The sequence below is a fragment of the Sorangium sp. So ce887 genome, assembly GCF_051521455.1.
In the GTDB taxonomy this organism is placed as follows: domain Bacteria; phylum Myxococcota_A; class Polyangia; order Polyangiales; family Polyangiaceae; genus Sorangium.
In genome coordinates, this window is sequence record NZ_CP150354.1 from 6406428 (window position 1) to 6419221 (window position 12794).

Sequence of the window (12794 nt, forward strand, 5' to 3'; positions counted from 1 at the left end):
AAAGTCCTTGATTTATTCGAAGTGGAACCACTGCGTCGGGTTCTCCCGCAGAAAGCGCTCCATCTCCGCCGTGATCTGCCGCGCCGCGACGTCGAGCTCGGACGGTCCTGGCCTCCTGGGCAGCGAGATGGGCGGCGCGATGCAGATCTCGTACTTCATGAAGCCGGTCCGCCGGGTGAACACCGGGACGATCGGCGCGCCGCTCACCGCGGCGAGCTGGAGCGGCCCCTCCGGGACGCGCCAGGGCATCCCAAAGAGCTCGACATCGCGCCCGCGCATCCCGGACGGGAGCCGATCGATCTGGATGGCCACGACGCCTTGACGCCGCAGGTGCGCAAGCAGCGGGAGCACCGCGAGCGGATCGTCATCCACGTGCTGCATCCGCACACCGACCCGATCGCGCGCGCCGTCCTGGATGGCCTGCGCCCGGCTGTCGCGCTCGCGCTGCATCACGATCAGCACGTCGGCCGCGTGCACCGAGCGCAGCAGCGGCGCGGCGGCCTGCCATCCGCCGGTGTGCGCCGTGACGACGATCACGCCGCGGCCGCGCCGGAACGCGCTCGTGAAGTGCTCGTCGTTCACGCACAGGCCGGTGAGCCGCTCGGACCGGCTGCTGCCCGCGATGAACGCGTCGGTGAGGCAGCTGGCGAAGTTGATGAACACCCGGGCGACGTCGCGGTACTCGTCGAGCGCCCCCCGCTCGCCGAGCGCCAGCCGCAGGTTCCTGCGCACGGCCCGCCGGTGCTCCGGCAGCACGGCCCCGCAGACGAGGCCGAACAGCGCGGGGCTGTGCCGGACGAGGAGATCGGGGCCGTAGGTCACCCCGGCGTCGACCGCACGCCGCCAGAGGACGGAGTCGTGCCGGCGCAGATCGTCGAGGAGCGCTCGGAGCCTGGGGGGGAGATCCACGTTCTTGCTCGTGCGCGCGGCGTCTTGCCGGCGGACACCGTAGCGGATCATCGGCCGCCCGCGAAGGGCGCCCGAGCACCGCCGCGCCTCGGCGCGACGATCGACCTCGACGCCCTCTGCGCCTCAACCTGCACCGGGATCCTCGAGCGACCCGGCAGGCTCCGCTGCGTCCGGGTTCGTCGACTCACCGCAGCCCGCGCGGCGCATGCCCCACGCGGCGACGGCGCGCACGGAGGGATCGTCGTGGGTGAGCGCCACGGCGAGCGCGCGCTTCGCGCTCGCCGCGGCCTCGCCTTCCGCTCCGCGCGCGAGCCGGTTCGCAGCGACGATGGTCGCGTTTCTGGCGAGCCCGCCGCGCCGCGCGCGCCGCACCGGCGTCCCGACGGTCAGCGCGTCGAACTCTTGCTCATCCAGCGACGTGAGATCGTCGACGTCGCGCGCTTCCCATCGTGCCAGCGGATGGAACGGCGCGGTGCGATCGAGGGGCGGCGGCGCGGTCCTGTTGAACGGGCAGACCTCCTGGCACACGTCGCAGCCGAAGAGGTGCTCTCCCATGGCGGGCCGCAGCTCCTCGGCGGGCGCGCTTCGCTGCTCGATCGTCAGGTACGCGACGCAGCGCCGCGGATCGAGCACGAAGGGCGCATCGAACGCCTGCGTTGGGCACGCGTCGAGGCAGCGTGTGCACGAGCCGCAGCGCTCTGCGATGGGCACGTCGGGGACGAGCGGCAGCGTGGTCACCACCTCGCCGAGCAGCTGGTAGCTCCCCTGCCCCGGCGTGATGAGCAGCCCGTTCTTGCCGACGAAGCCGAGGCCGGCGCGCACCGCCCAGACGCGCTCCATCACCGGCTCGACGTCGCAGAGCGGCCGCGCGAGGACGGACGGCGCGAGCGACCGGATGAACGACGCGAGCCGCCGCAGCCGGCGCTTCAGGTGGTTGTGATAGTCCTGGCCGCGCGCGTACCGCGCGATGATCTGCGCGAGCGAAGGGTCGCGCCCCTCGCTGTCCTTGGGCCGAGCATACCTGCGGCCGACGCACACGACCGAGCGCGCCCCCTCGAGGATCGCGCCGGTGTCCACCCGGCGCCGCTGCTCCGCGTACTCCGCGAGGTAGCCCATCTCCCCGTGCATGCCCCGCTCGATGAACTCGAGGTACCGCGCGTGCTCGACCCCGAGCGGCTCGTCCGCGCGCGCGACGCCGACGACGTCGAACCCGAGCGCGAACGCCTGCTCGCGCACCAGCCGATCGTGCGTCGGTCGCTCCGAGCTCGCCTCCTCTGCGGGACGATGGGCCTCGCGCTTGCTCATGGCCGTAGGATGGACCGCGGGGCGGACGGCGGCGCTGGCGTCACGCTCGGCCGCCGCGCACCGCGAGGGCTCACCCGGCGTGCCAGTCGCCGAGCAGCCGATCGAGCGTGATCGCGCACGCCGCGCGCACGCTCAGGTGGTTGTAGCCGGTGCTCGCGGCCGCCCGGATGGGCTCGATCCGGAGATCGGCGTCGTCGATGACCTCTGGCGCGAGCCCCCAGCCTGTGCCGAACAGGATCAGCACCGGGCGGCTCGCCTGCGCGAGGCGCGCGCGGGTCGCTGCATAGCTCGTCACCTGGAGCCCTCGCGAGGCCGCCGCCGTCGTCCAGACCTCGACGCCGGTGCGCCCTGCGCTGCTCAGCGCGCCATACACGTCGTCCAGGCTCGAGACCACGGTCAGCACATCGAGCGCGACCGCGCGATCCGGGATCCGGCGCTTGCCGGATCCGAGCACCCAGTGCTCCCTGATCCGCTCTGCCAGCGCGCGCTGTGCGGCCACCGGGTGCACGACAAACAACCGCTCGACCCCGTACGTGCGCGCGCTCCGCGCCATGTCGTGCAGGTCGAGGTTCGTGATCGCGGTGGTCACCGTCTCGCCGGAGCGGTCGAGCACCGGGTGGTGAACGAGCGCGAGCGCCAGCCTCATCGCCGCACCTCGCCGCCCTCGTCCGGCGGAGGCTCTCCTCCGCGCGCCTTGCGCCACAGGTCGGGCCGGCGCTCGGCCGTGCGCTGCTCTGCCTGCGCCCGTCGCCAGCGAGCGATCGCCGCGTGGTTCCCCTGCTGCAGCACCTCGGGCACCTTGTGTCCGCGGAACTCCACGGGACGCGTGTACTGCGGGTACTCCAGGAGCCCGGACAGCGCGGGGCTATGCGACTCGTGCTCCGCCGACCCCGCGTTGCCCAGCACCCCTGGGCGCAAGCGCACGCACGCATCGATCACCGCCATCGCCGCCACCTCGCCGCCCGTCATCACGAAGTCGCCGAGCGAGATCTCCTCGTCGACGAACGCGCGCACCCGCTCGTCGAACCCCTCGTACCGACCGCACACGAGCGCGACGGCGGGGCGCGCCGCGAGCTCGATCGCCTTCTCTTGGCGGAAAGGCTGCCCCTGCGGTGTGAGCAGCACCCGGTGCGCTCGCTGCGCAGGGCCCGAGGGCGCCGTCTCCTCTCCGGAAGGCGCGCCCGCCGGCTCGCCCTCGGCGGCGGCCTCGTCGAGCGCCTCCAGGCAGCGGACGATGCAGTCGACGCGCATCACCATGCCCGAACCGCCGCCGTAGGGCGTGTCATCCACGCTCCGGTGCCGGCCGAGACCGAACTCGCGCGGGCTGCGCGTCCGGACCGCGAGCGCGCCCGAAGCAAGCCCGCGCCCGACCATGCCGATCGTCAGAAATCCCTCGAAGAGCTCGGGAAACAGGGTGACTACATCGATGCGCATCGAACTTGCCGCGGCGGGCCGCCTCGCGCCGGACGGCGGCTCAGACGAGGCCTTCCAGCGTCACCAGCTGAACGATCTGCTGCTCCACGTCCACGCTGCCGACGAAGCTCTCGGTCAACGGGATCTCGATCGAGTCCGCGCCGCGCCTCTCCACGACGAGCACGTCGCAGGTCGGGTACGACTGGAGCGATTTCACGTGCCCGAGCAGGTCGCCCTCGGGGGTCATCACGCGCGCCCCCTCGATGTCGCATGCGTAGAACTCGCCCTCGGAGAGCGGCGCGAACGCGTCCCGCGGCACGCACACCGCCGCGCCGCGCAGGGCCTCGGCCGCGTCCCGACCGTCGATCCCAGCGAGCCGCACGAGCAGCGCCTTGTCGGTGGGGCGCGCCGCGATGATCTTCGCGTCCCGCTCGGTGCCATCGGGGAGGCGCAGCCTGATCGGAGGCCGCGCGAGCAGCAGGTCGGACGACTCGTTGTAGATACGAAGCCGCAGCTCCCCCTGGACGCCATGCGGCCGGGCGATCTCCGCGACGGGAACGTAGCGTCGCTCCACGGTGGGTTCGCCTCAGTCGAGGATGTCGAGGTGCGCGCGCCGCCCCGACTTGCTGGCAGCGGCGCTCAGCAGTGTCCTGATCGACTGCGCGGTGCGCCCGTCCTTGCCGATCACCTTGCCGATGTCCTCGCGCGCGACCGTCAGCTCGATCCGGGGGAAGCGGTCGCCCGCCACCTCGCGAACGACGACCCGGTCCGGCTGGTCGACGAGCGCGCGGGCGACGAGCGCCACGAGATCGACCAGCGGAGACGTCGAGGAGACCATGCTACTTCGCGGCGTCCGCCGGAGCGGCTGCCTGGGCGAGCCCAGGGTGCTTCAGGAGCAGCGCCACCGTGTGCGTCGGCTGGGCGCCGTTCGAGATCCAGTGCCTCACGCGGGGCACATCGAGGCGGATCTCGGTCCTGCGCGGGTCGTATGTGCCCAACCGCTCGATGAACCTGCCGCCGCGCGGGCTGCGCTGGTCGGCGACGACGATGCGGTAGAAGGGCGTCTTCTTGGTGCCCGCGCGGGCGAGGCGAATATGAACGGCCATCGGTAGAACCTCGATCGATATGGAAGAGCCCGTGCTCACGTTGCGCACGGTCTGCTCTGAAGCGCCGGAGCGTAGCTCGTTCAGTGCTCGACGCCAGAAGTGGGGGCGCAACCTAGGCGAAGTTCCTGCCTCGGGTCAACCCCGCACGAGCGTGTTCAGCTCCACGAAGGACAATTTTTCGGCCCCACGCCGCTCGGCGCCATGCCGCGCACAGCGAACCAAGGAACGGGCCCGCGGACGTCGCCTACGGACCAGACGAGCTCGGTTCAGGCAAGAAACGGAGCCCCACGCGCGCGCATCGGAGGATGCGTGGGTGCCCGTTTTTTCGGGATTTACAGGAAAACGGAGGGAGTGTCGGGGACGTCCCGTGGGCTTTGCCGCTGGGGCGGCGTCTCGCGTCTCCACGGGAACCGCGAAGGGGGGGGTGCTACACGTGGCGTCAGCCCAGGTCGAGGATGATGACGCCCCGGTTGGGATCGTCCTCTTCCGTATCGGGAAGACGACGAGGTGCGGGGTAGCGTTCGATCGGCAGCTCGAGGCGCGGTCGAATTTCTTCGCTTCTTGACCGATCCTTCTCTTCTTCGCGCTGCCGTATTTGCTCGATGATGAACGGAGGAAGCATCGACTAACCCCGTAGAGTGCTCGGCCGAGTTGGTGGAACGAGGCCTGCGAGAAAGCACCCCGCTCTTAAAAACGAATCTAGCAATGTGGGATGGCGGGTCAAGGTTATCGCTCGGGCTGACAGTGGTATGTTCGCGGCGCTCATGACGCGGCACGGCGCGTGGCTTGCGCACGCATCCTTCGAATTTCACAGGGATCATCGGCGTCTGCCGGTGCACCGACGCGCCACATCCTGCTCCCCGCGGGTCGCGTTGATCGCGCTGGTCACGCTGGTCACCCTGATTGCGCTGCTCGCGCCCGCCCGAACAGCGAGCGCTGCCTTCGACGTGAACGACACGAGCTGGGAGGGTTGCTCGGAGTTTCTCGAGATCGCGCGCGCGGAGCTCGGCGTCGCCAGGGTCCACCCCGTCGCTGTGCTCGACTGGAGCCAGGTCGGCCCGGAGGACGGCATCCTCGTGCTCCATCCGCAGCAGGCGCTCGACGCTGACGAGACGACCTCGTTCATGAAGGCCGGCGGGCGGCTCGCCATCGTCGACGACTTCGGCCGCGGCGACGACACGCTCCGGCGGTTCCAGATCGAGCGCGTCCCGACGCCAGCTCGGCCGCTCGCCGCGCTCCGGAACCGCCCCGCCCTCGCCATCGCGGAGCCCGTCGCCGACACCGTCGGGGGCCACGCCGTCGGCCGGCACCCGGTCGTCAGCCACGTCGAGCGGCTCGTCACGAACCACGCGACCGGCCTCCGGCACCCGAATCTCTCGCCCGTGCTGCGCATCCGCGCCGTCAGCGAGCCGGACGTGATCGTCGCCGTCGCCGGGCAGGTCGGCAAGGGCCGGCTCTTCGCGATGGGCGACCCGTCGGCGCTGATGAACATGATGCTCCGGTACCCGGGCAACCGCGCCTTCGCTTCGGGCCTGACCCGCTACCTGGTCGACGAGGATGGCGCTCAGCCGCACCGAGGGCGGCTCTACGTCGTCGCGAACCGGTTCGACGAAGAGAGCTCGTTCGGCGGCGAGACGTCGCTCCGCAAGGACTTCGACGCGCAGCTCAAGGCGCTCGCGAGCGCCGTCGAGGACGCCCGCCGCGACGGGCTCCCCGGCGGCGCCCTCCTCGCCCTCGCCGCCCTCGCCGGCCTCGCCCTCGCGATCTGGACCGCGCGCGCCTCGGCGAGGCCCTACCGAAGCCCGCTCCCTCGATACGCCCGTCCCACGCCGCTCGTCGCGCAGGGAGGCGCCGCCGGGCGCTTCGCCGTCCTCGCCGCCCCCTCGTCACCGCGCGGGCTCGCGTACCTCGAGCTGAAGAGCGCGCTGTTCGAGGCCCTGTCCGTGCGGTTCGGTCTCGAGGCCAACCCGGCGCAGGAGACGGTCGCGCGGCTCGTGGCCCGAGAGGGATCTCTTGACGAGCGGGCCCTCTCGGCTTTCAAGGAGGTTCTGGGCACCATGTACCGAGTCGAAGCGTCCGTCGTCGCCGGCAAGCCGGCGAGCGTGTCCAGGCCCGCGCTCCTGCACGCCGCCGACGTCGTGCGGAGCGTCCTCGCCGCCTGCGGCGCCGACGGCCGGAGGCCACCGCGGGGGCCTCACCCCGGCGCGCCAGCCGACCCTTCGACGGCGTCGCCGGAGGCGCGGCCCTCACCGGCGGAAGCGAAGCTCGCAACACCACCCTCTGACAAAGGCGCTCGATGAACCAGGTTCAGGCCGTCGCCGTCGACGAAATCTCCGCTGCCAGGGAGCGGATCGAGGCGGTCCGGCGGGAGATCACGCGCGTTTACATCGGATCGCCGCGCGCGATCGATCTGATGCTCACCGCCCTGCTCGCGCAGGGGCACGTGCTGCTGGAAGGCGTGCCCGGCGTCGCGAAGACCACGCTGGTCAAGGCGTTCGCGGCGGCGCTGGGCGCGTCCGTCCGGCGGATCCAGTTCACGCCCGACCTCCTGCCCGCCGACATCACGGGGACGTACGTCCTGTCGCCCAAGGAGGGGACCTTCACGCTGCGCCCCGGCCCGATCTTCGCGAACCTCGTGCTCGCTGACGAGATCAACCGCGCCCCGGCGAAGACCCAGTCGGCGCTCCTCGAGGCCATGCAGGAGCGGCAGGTGACGATCGAGGGCGATCGCTTCGAGCTGCCGTCGCCCTTCATGGTGCTGGCGACGCAGAACCCGATCGATCTCGAGGGGACCTACCCGCTGCCGGAGGCGCAGATCGACAGGTTCCTCATCCGCGTGAGCATCGGCTACCCGCAGCACAAGGACGAGGTGGCGATGCTCCGCGCGCACAACGTCGAGCCGCCGCGGGTGCGCGCGACGCTCGCCGTCCAGGACCTCCTCATGCTGCAGGGCGTCGCGCGACGGATCCACGTCGAGGAGGACCTGTACGACTACGCGGTGAACCTCACGGGGTTCACGCGGACGCACCCTCGCGTGCTGCTCGGCGCATCGCCGCGCGCCACGCTCGCGCTGATCCAGGCGGCCAAGGCGGCGGCGGTGATCGGCGGGCGCCCGTTCGTGACCCCGGACGACGTGCGCGGCATGGCGCCCGCGACGCTCGCGCACCGCCTGGTGCTCGTGCCCGAGGCCGACGTGGATCCGAAGGCGCGCGACGCGATCATCGACGAGGCGGTGCAGCGCGTGGGTTACCGGCGCGCGGCGCGGCCGGCGTAGATCCCCCATGCAGCTCTATCCCACGCGCACCGCCGCCCACCTGGCCATCGCCGGCGTCGCGGTCATGGGCGCAGGGCTCATCGCGCGCGAGCCGGCGATCGTCGGCTGGGGCGGGGCGATCCTGGTCGCGATCGCGCTCGCCCGCGGCGTGACGCTGGTGTCGGTGGCGCGCATCCGCGCGGCCGGGTTCGAGATGCTCTGGGGCGGCTCGCGGCGTGTCCTCCGGTCCGCGCGCGGGGGCACCGTGGAGATCGAGGCCGAGGTGCGGAACCGCGACACGCTCGCGGCCCGCTACGTCAAGCTGCGCGCGATCGCCTCGTCGCAGCTCGACGTGCGCATCGAGCCGAGCCGAGGCGAGGTCTCCGCCTCGGGGCGGCTCAAGGTGAAGGTCGTCGTGCGCACGCCGCGCGTCGGCCAGCACGGGCTGCACGGGCTCGCGCTCGAGGTGCACGGCGCCCCGGGCCTCTTCGAGGTGCCCCTGACCTTCGCGAACCCGTACGGGATCGAGGTCCTCCCGCGGCCGTTCATGGCGTACCTCACGCAGCCGCGCGGCGGGCGCAGCCACCTGCTCGCGGCCTCCGGCAAGCCCGGGCGCGTGCGCGGCGAAGGGGACGACCTGCGCGAGCTGCGAGAGCACCAGCCGGGGGATCCCTTCCGGAAGATCGCGTGGAAGGCGAGCGCGCGCCGGGGCACGCTGCTCGTGCGGGAGTTCGAGCGCGAGGAGCGGGATGTGGTCTGGATCCTCGTCGACGCGGCCGTGGAGCTCTGGGCGGGCCCGCTCGGCCGCGCTCCGCTCGATCTCATGATCGACGAGGCCTCGGCCATCGCCACGAGGCACCTCGGGCGCGGCGATCGCGTCGGGCTCATCCTCCTGGCGCCCGGCCCTCGCGTGACGATCACGCCCGACCATGGCCCTGGGCACGGCCAGAAGATCGCGCATGCGCTCACCGTCGGGTGCGGCACGTACGACGCGGATCGGAGCGAGCTCGACGAGGCGGACGTCGCGGCGCGCGTCCTCGAGCACCTCAGGCCGCTCGACGCGCGAGGCCTCGACGACCTGCGCCGCGGCGACCTCGACCGGCTGGCCGCCCGCGCCGAGTCGATGCGCGCCCGTGCGCCGTTCTCGGCGCCGGCGCCGCTCGGACGCTCGCAGCGCGAGCGCACGCTGCGCCGCTACCTCGCGAGCTACGGCATCGAATCGCCCGCCCGGTCCGAGCTGGATCGACGCGATCCCACCGTGACTGTCGCGGAGTCGCTCACGCACATCGCGCGCACCAAGCCGCGCGCGAGCATGGTCTACGTCCTGGCGCCGCCGCCCGCCGACGCGCAGCTGAGCCGGCTCTCGGAGGCGGTGCGACGGCTCTCGCGGAAGGCGGTCCACGTGATGTGGACGCTCCCCGATCTCGAGCCGGGACTCGCTCCTCCCTGGGAGGCGCCGCGACCGCTGGAGAGCGACGGGGACGAGGAGCAGAGGAGCCGCACGCCGGCAGACAAGGCGTTCCAGGAGCTCGCGCCCATCGCGGCCGAGGCCGTGCTCATCCGCGCGCGTGTGGCGCAGACCCGCCGCGAGGCGGTGCTCCGCAAGGTCGGCGTGCGCGTCGCGCGGCTTCGCCCCATGACCGCGGCCGCGCCGAGCGCAACCGCGGTCGCGCCCCACGACGGGGCGCACCCACCGCAGACCTGAGGTCGAGGGATGTCCATCGCAGAGCTCTTGCGCGCACGCGGCCTCTCCCCGAAGAAAGGGTTCGGACAGAATTTCCTCGTCGACGTCGAGGCGGCACGCCGGATCGCCGAGGCAGCCACGACGCCGCCAGGTGGCGCGGTGCTCGAGATCGGGGCGGGGCTCGGCGCGCTCACGCGGCCGCTCCTCGTTCGCGCCGCGCACGTCGTCGCGATCGAGCGTGATCGCGACCTCGTCCCGATCCTCCGCGAGCAGCTCGCCGACCCGATCGAGGGCGGCCGGTTGACGTTGCTCGAGGCCGACGCCGCGCAGGTCGACTGGGTCGCCTCGCTCTCCGGCCATGCGCGCCCGCACGCGGTGGCCGGCAACCTCCCCTACCAGCTCACGGGCCGGCTCCTCGAGCAGGCCACCATCATCGCGGACCAGATCGATCGCGCGGTGTTCATGGTGCAGCTGGAGGTGGCGGAGCGCCTCATCGCCACCCCGGGCAGCGGCGACTACGGCGCGCTCTCGGTCTTCGCGCAGGCCGCGTTCGACGTGCGCCGCCTCCTCATCGCGCGCGCCGGCGCGTTCTACCCGAGGCCGGAAGTGAACTCCGCCGTCGTCGTCCTGACGCCGTGGCGCCCGCGGCGCGCCGAGGAGACGGACGCCTTCCGCGCCGCCGTGCGCGCCGCCTTCTCGGCCCGCCGCAAGACGCTCCGGAACGCCTGGAAGAACCTCTACGGCTGGTCGTCCCAGGAGCTCGAGCGCCACGCGAAGGACGCCGGCATCTCGCTCGACGCGCGCGGCGAGACGCTCAGCGTCGAGGCGTTCGCGCGGATCGCCGCCCTCCGAGATCGCTGACCGCAGCCGCACACGGGCGTTCCCTCCCCGAGGAGCGGGTCGCGAGGCACGGGACCCCGCTTGAGAACCCAAGGGCCTGATGCCATGCACCCCCGCCGCGAAGCGTCGGCGCGAAGCGCGGCAGGATTTCTGGCGCGCGGCCACTAGTCGGACGCGCAGGTCCATGCTAGTGGGCCGCGCGACTCGTCAAAGCTCGTACGAGGAGGACTCCCGCTCCATGGTTGTTGGAAAGATCACCCAGGTCATCGGACCGGTCGTCGACGTCGATTTTCCGTCCGGCCAGCTACCCAAGATTCTGAACGCGCTCAAGCTGAGCAACCCGAGCATCTCGGCCGAGCCCGACAACCTCGTGCTCGAGGTCGCCCAGCACCTCGGCGAGTCGACGGTGCGCACCATCGCGATGGACTCCACCGACGGCCTCGTGCGCGGGATGGAAGTCCGCGACACGGGCAAGCCCATCATGGTCCCCGTCGGCAACGAGTGCCTCGGCCGGATCCTGAACGTCGTCGGCGTACCGATCGATGACGCCGGCCCCGTGCATGCCAAGAAGCTGTCGCCGATCCACAGGGAACCGCCCCCGTTCATCGAGCAGTCGACCAAGGTCGAGGTCTTCGAGACGGGCATCAAGGTCATCGACCTGATCGCCCCTTACCGCAAGGGCGGCAAGATCGGCCTCTTCGGCGGCGCCGGCGTCGGCAAGACGGTGCTCATCCTGGAGCTCATCAACAACGTCGCCAAGGCGCACGGCGGCGTGTCCGTCTTCGCCGGCGTCGGTGAGCGGACGCGCGAGGGCAACGACCTCTTCCTCGAGATGAGCGAGTCGAAGCTCGCGGACGGCAGCCCTGTCATCTCGAAGGCTGCGCTCATCTACGGCCAGATGAACGAGCCGCCGGGCGCTCGCGCCCGCGTCGCGCTCTCGGCGCTCGCCGTGGCCGAGCACTTCCGTGACGAGGAGGGCCAGGACGTGCTCCTGTTCGTCGACAACATCTTCCGGTTCACCCAGGCGGGCTCCGAGGTGAGCGCGCTCCTCGGACGTATTCCGAGCGCCGTCGGTTACCAGCCGACCCTCTCGACGGAGATGGGCGCCTTCCAGGAGCGCATCACCTCGACGACGAAGGGCTCCGTGACCAGCGTGCAGGCGATCTACGTCCCCGCCGACGACCTGACCGATCCCGCGCCGGCCACGGCCTTCGCCCACCTCGACGCGACCACCGTTCTCTCGCGCGCGATCTCGGAGCTCGGCATCTATCCGGCCGTCGATCCGCTCGACTCGAACTCGACGATGCTCGATCCCCAGATCGTCGGCGAGAAGCACTACTCCGTCGCGCGGCGCGTGCAGCAAACGCTCCAGCGCTACAAGGATCTCCAGGACATCATCGCCATCCTCGGGATGGACGAGCTCAGCGAGGACGACAAGCTCGTCGTGTCGCGCGCCCGCAAGATGCAGAAGTTCCTGTCGCAGCCGTTCTTCGTCGCGGCCCAGTTCACCGGGCTCGAGGGCAAGCTCGTCTCGCTCAAGGACACGATCTCGGGCTTCGAGGAGATCCTGGACGGGAAGCTCGACCACATCGCGGAGCAGGACTTCTACATGGTAGGCAGTATCGACGAGGTGAAGGCTCGAGCGTCGAGGAAGGCGGCCTGACGCGGCCATGGCCGACACAATCCTCCTCGAAATCGTGACGCCAACCGGCGTCGCGCTGCGCGAGCAGGTCACGGACGTGACCGCGCCGAGCGTCGCCGGCGAGTTCGGCGTGCTCCCGGGTCACCTGCCTCTGCTCGCCGCCCTCCGGACTGGCCTCGTGACGTACCACCAGAACGGCCAGGAGCACCGCCTGGCCGTTCACCACGGATTCGTCGAGGTCGCCAACGATACCGCGCTGCTGCTCACCGAGCGCTTCGCCAAGAAAGATGATGTCGACGTCGTCCGGGTGCGCCGCCGGCTCAAGGAGGTCGATGCAGAGCTCGACCACTGGCAAGGCGACCTGACTGATCCGCGCCGCCGCGAGCTCATCGAAGAGGAGCAGTGGCTCGCCACCGAGCTCGAGCTCATCGGCGATCCGCCTCCTCCAATGGTTCGCGAGGATACGCGGTTCCTCGCCGACCACGCCGAGGCGCCGTCGGTCGAGGAGATGGTCGAGGCCTCCCAGCCCGACGAGAGCCTCACGGACCACAAGAGACCCGGCTCTCCGTTCCCCGATCCGAAGTGACGGACCTGGCGGCTACCGCCTTGCGCGCGCGGCCGCCGCACAGGACACTGTTCTCC

General features: G+C 71.4%; 14 protein-coding genes. 6 read left to right on the top strand and 8 right to left on the bottom strand.

Annotation, left to right across the window (positions count from 1 at the left end; genetic code table 11):
- Positions 1–12 precede the first annotated feature (12 nt).
- The 8 genes from WMF36_RS23600 to WMF36_RS23635 form a co-directional block, all read right to left on the bottom strand.
- Positions 13–960: a lysophospholipid acyltransferase family protein gene (locus WMF36_RS23600; protein ID WP_437572989.1), complete on the bottom strand. Its 948-nt coding sequence runs from the start codon at positions 958–960 to the stop codon at positions 13–15.
- A gap of 72 nt (positions 961–1032) precedes the next feature.
- Positions 1033–2214: a tRNA epoxyqueuosine(34) reductase QueG gene (gene queG / locus WMF36_RS23605; RefSeq protein WP_437572990.1), complete on the bottom strand. Its 1182-nt coding sequence runs from the start codon at positions 2212–2214 to the stop codon at positions 1033–1035.
- 70 nt (positions 2215–2284) lie between these two features.
- Positions 2285–2860 carry an RNA methyltransferase gene (locus tag WMF36_RS23610; RefSeq protein ID WP_437572991.1) on the bottom strand — a complete coding sequence of 192 codons (576 nt, stop codon included), beginning with the start codon at positions 2858–2860 and terminating at the stop codon, positions 2285–2287.
- Positions 2857–3648 (bottom strand): tRNA (guanosine(37)-N1)-methyltransferase TrmD, encoded by a 792-nt coding sequence (gene trmD, locus WMF36_RS23615; protein WP_437572992.1) that lies wholly within the window; start codon positions 3646–3648, stop codon positions 2857–2859. Before trmD ends, WMF36_RS23610 begins: the two co-directional genes overlap by 4 nt.
- 40 nt (positions 3649–3688) lie before the next feature.
- A complete protein-coding gene (gene rimM / locus WMF36_RS23620) occupies positions 3689–4201 on the bottom strand; it encodes a ribosome maturation factor RimM (RefSeq protein ID WP_437572993.1) in 513 nt (170 codons plus the stop codon).
- Positions 4202–4213: 12 nt separating this feature from the next.
- A complete protein-coding gene (locus WMF36_RS23625) occupies positions 4214–4465 on the bottom strand; it encodes a KH domain-containing protein (protein ID WP_437572994.1) in 252 nt (83 codons plus the stop codon).
- Between the two features lies 1 nt (position 4466).
- Positions 4467–4733, bottom strand: coding sequence for a 30S ribosomal protein S16 (gene rpsP, locus WMF36_RS23630; RefSeq protein WP_012237071.1), 267 nt, complete (start codon positions 4731–4733; stop codon positions 4467–4469).
- Positions 4734–5172: 439 nt separating this feature from the next.
- On the bottom strand, positions 5173–5355 hold the full coding sequence (locus WMF36_RS23635; RefSeq protein WP_437475505.1) for a hypothetical protein: 183 nt from the start codon (positions 5353–5355) through the stop codon (positions 5173–5175).
- 250 nt (positions 5356–5605) lie between these two features.
- Between WMF36_RS23635 and WMF36_RS23640 the strand changes: the two genes are divergently transcribed.
- The 6 genes from WMF36_RS23640 (at position 5606) to atpC (ending at position 12738) form a co-directional block, all read left to right on the top strand.
- Positions 5606–7033 (top strand): DUF4350 domain-containing protein, encoded by a 1428-nt coding sequence (locus tag WMF36_RS23640; RefSeq protein ID WP_437572995.1) that lies wholly within the window; start codon positions 5606–5608, stop codon positions 7031–7033.
- Positions 7030–8007: an AAA family ATPase gene (locus WMF36_RS23645; protein WP_437572996.1), complete on the top strand. Its 978-nt coding sequence runs from the start codon at positions 7030–7032 to the stop codon at positions 8005–8007. Before WMF36_RS23640 ends, WMF36_RS23645 begins: the two co-directional genes overlap by 4 nt.
- A 7-nt stretch (positions 8008–8014) precedes the next feature.
- On the top strand, positions 8015–9691 hold the full coding sequence (locus WMF36_RS23650; protein WP_437572997.1) for a DUF58 domain-containing protein: 1677 nt from the start codon (positions 8015–8017) through the stop codon (positions 9689–9691).
- A gap of 9 nt (positions 9692–9700) precedes the next feature.
- A complete protein-coding gene (rsmA, locus tag WMF36_RS23655) occupies positions 9701–10531 on the top strand; it encodes a 16S rRNA (adenine(1518)-N(6)/adenine(1519)-N(6))-dimethyltransferase RsmA (RefSeq protein ID WP_437572998.1) in 831 nt (276 codons plus the stop codon).
- Positions 10532–10748: 217 nt separating this feature from the next.
- Positions 10749–12173, top strand: a complete 1425-nt coding sequence (atpD, locus tag WMF36_RS23660) for a F0F1 ATP synthase subunit beta (protein WP_437572999.1) — start codon at positions 10749–10751, stop codon at positions 12171–12173.
- A gap of 7 nt (positions 12174–12180) precedes the next feature.
- On the top strand, positions 12181–12738 hold the full coding sequence (atpC, locus tag WMF36_RS23665; RefSeq protein WP_437573000.1) for an ATP synthase F1 subunit epsilon: 558 nt from the start codon (positions 12181–12183) through the stop codon (positions 12736–12738).
- Positions 12739–12794: the final 56 nt, after the last annotated feature.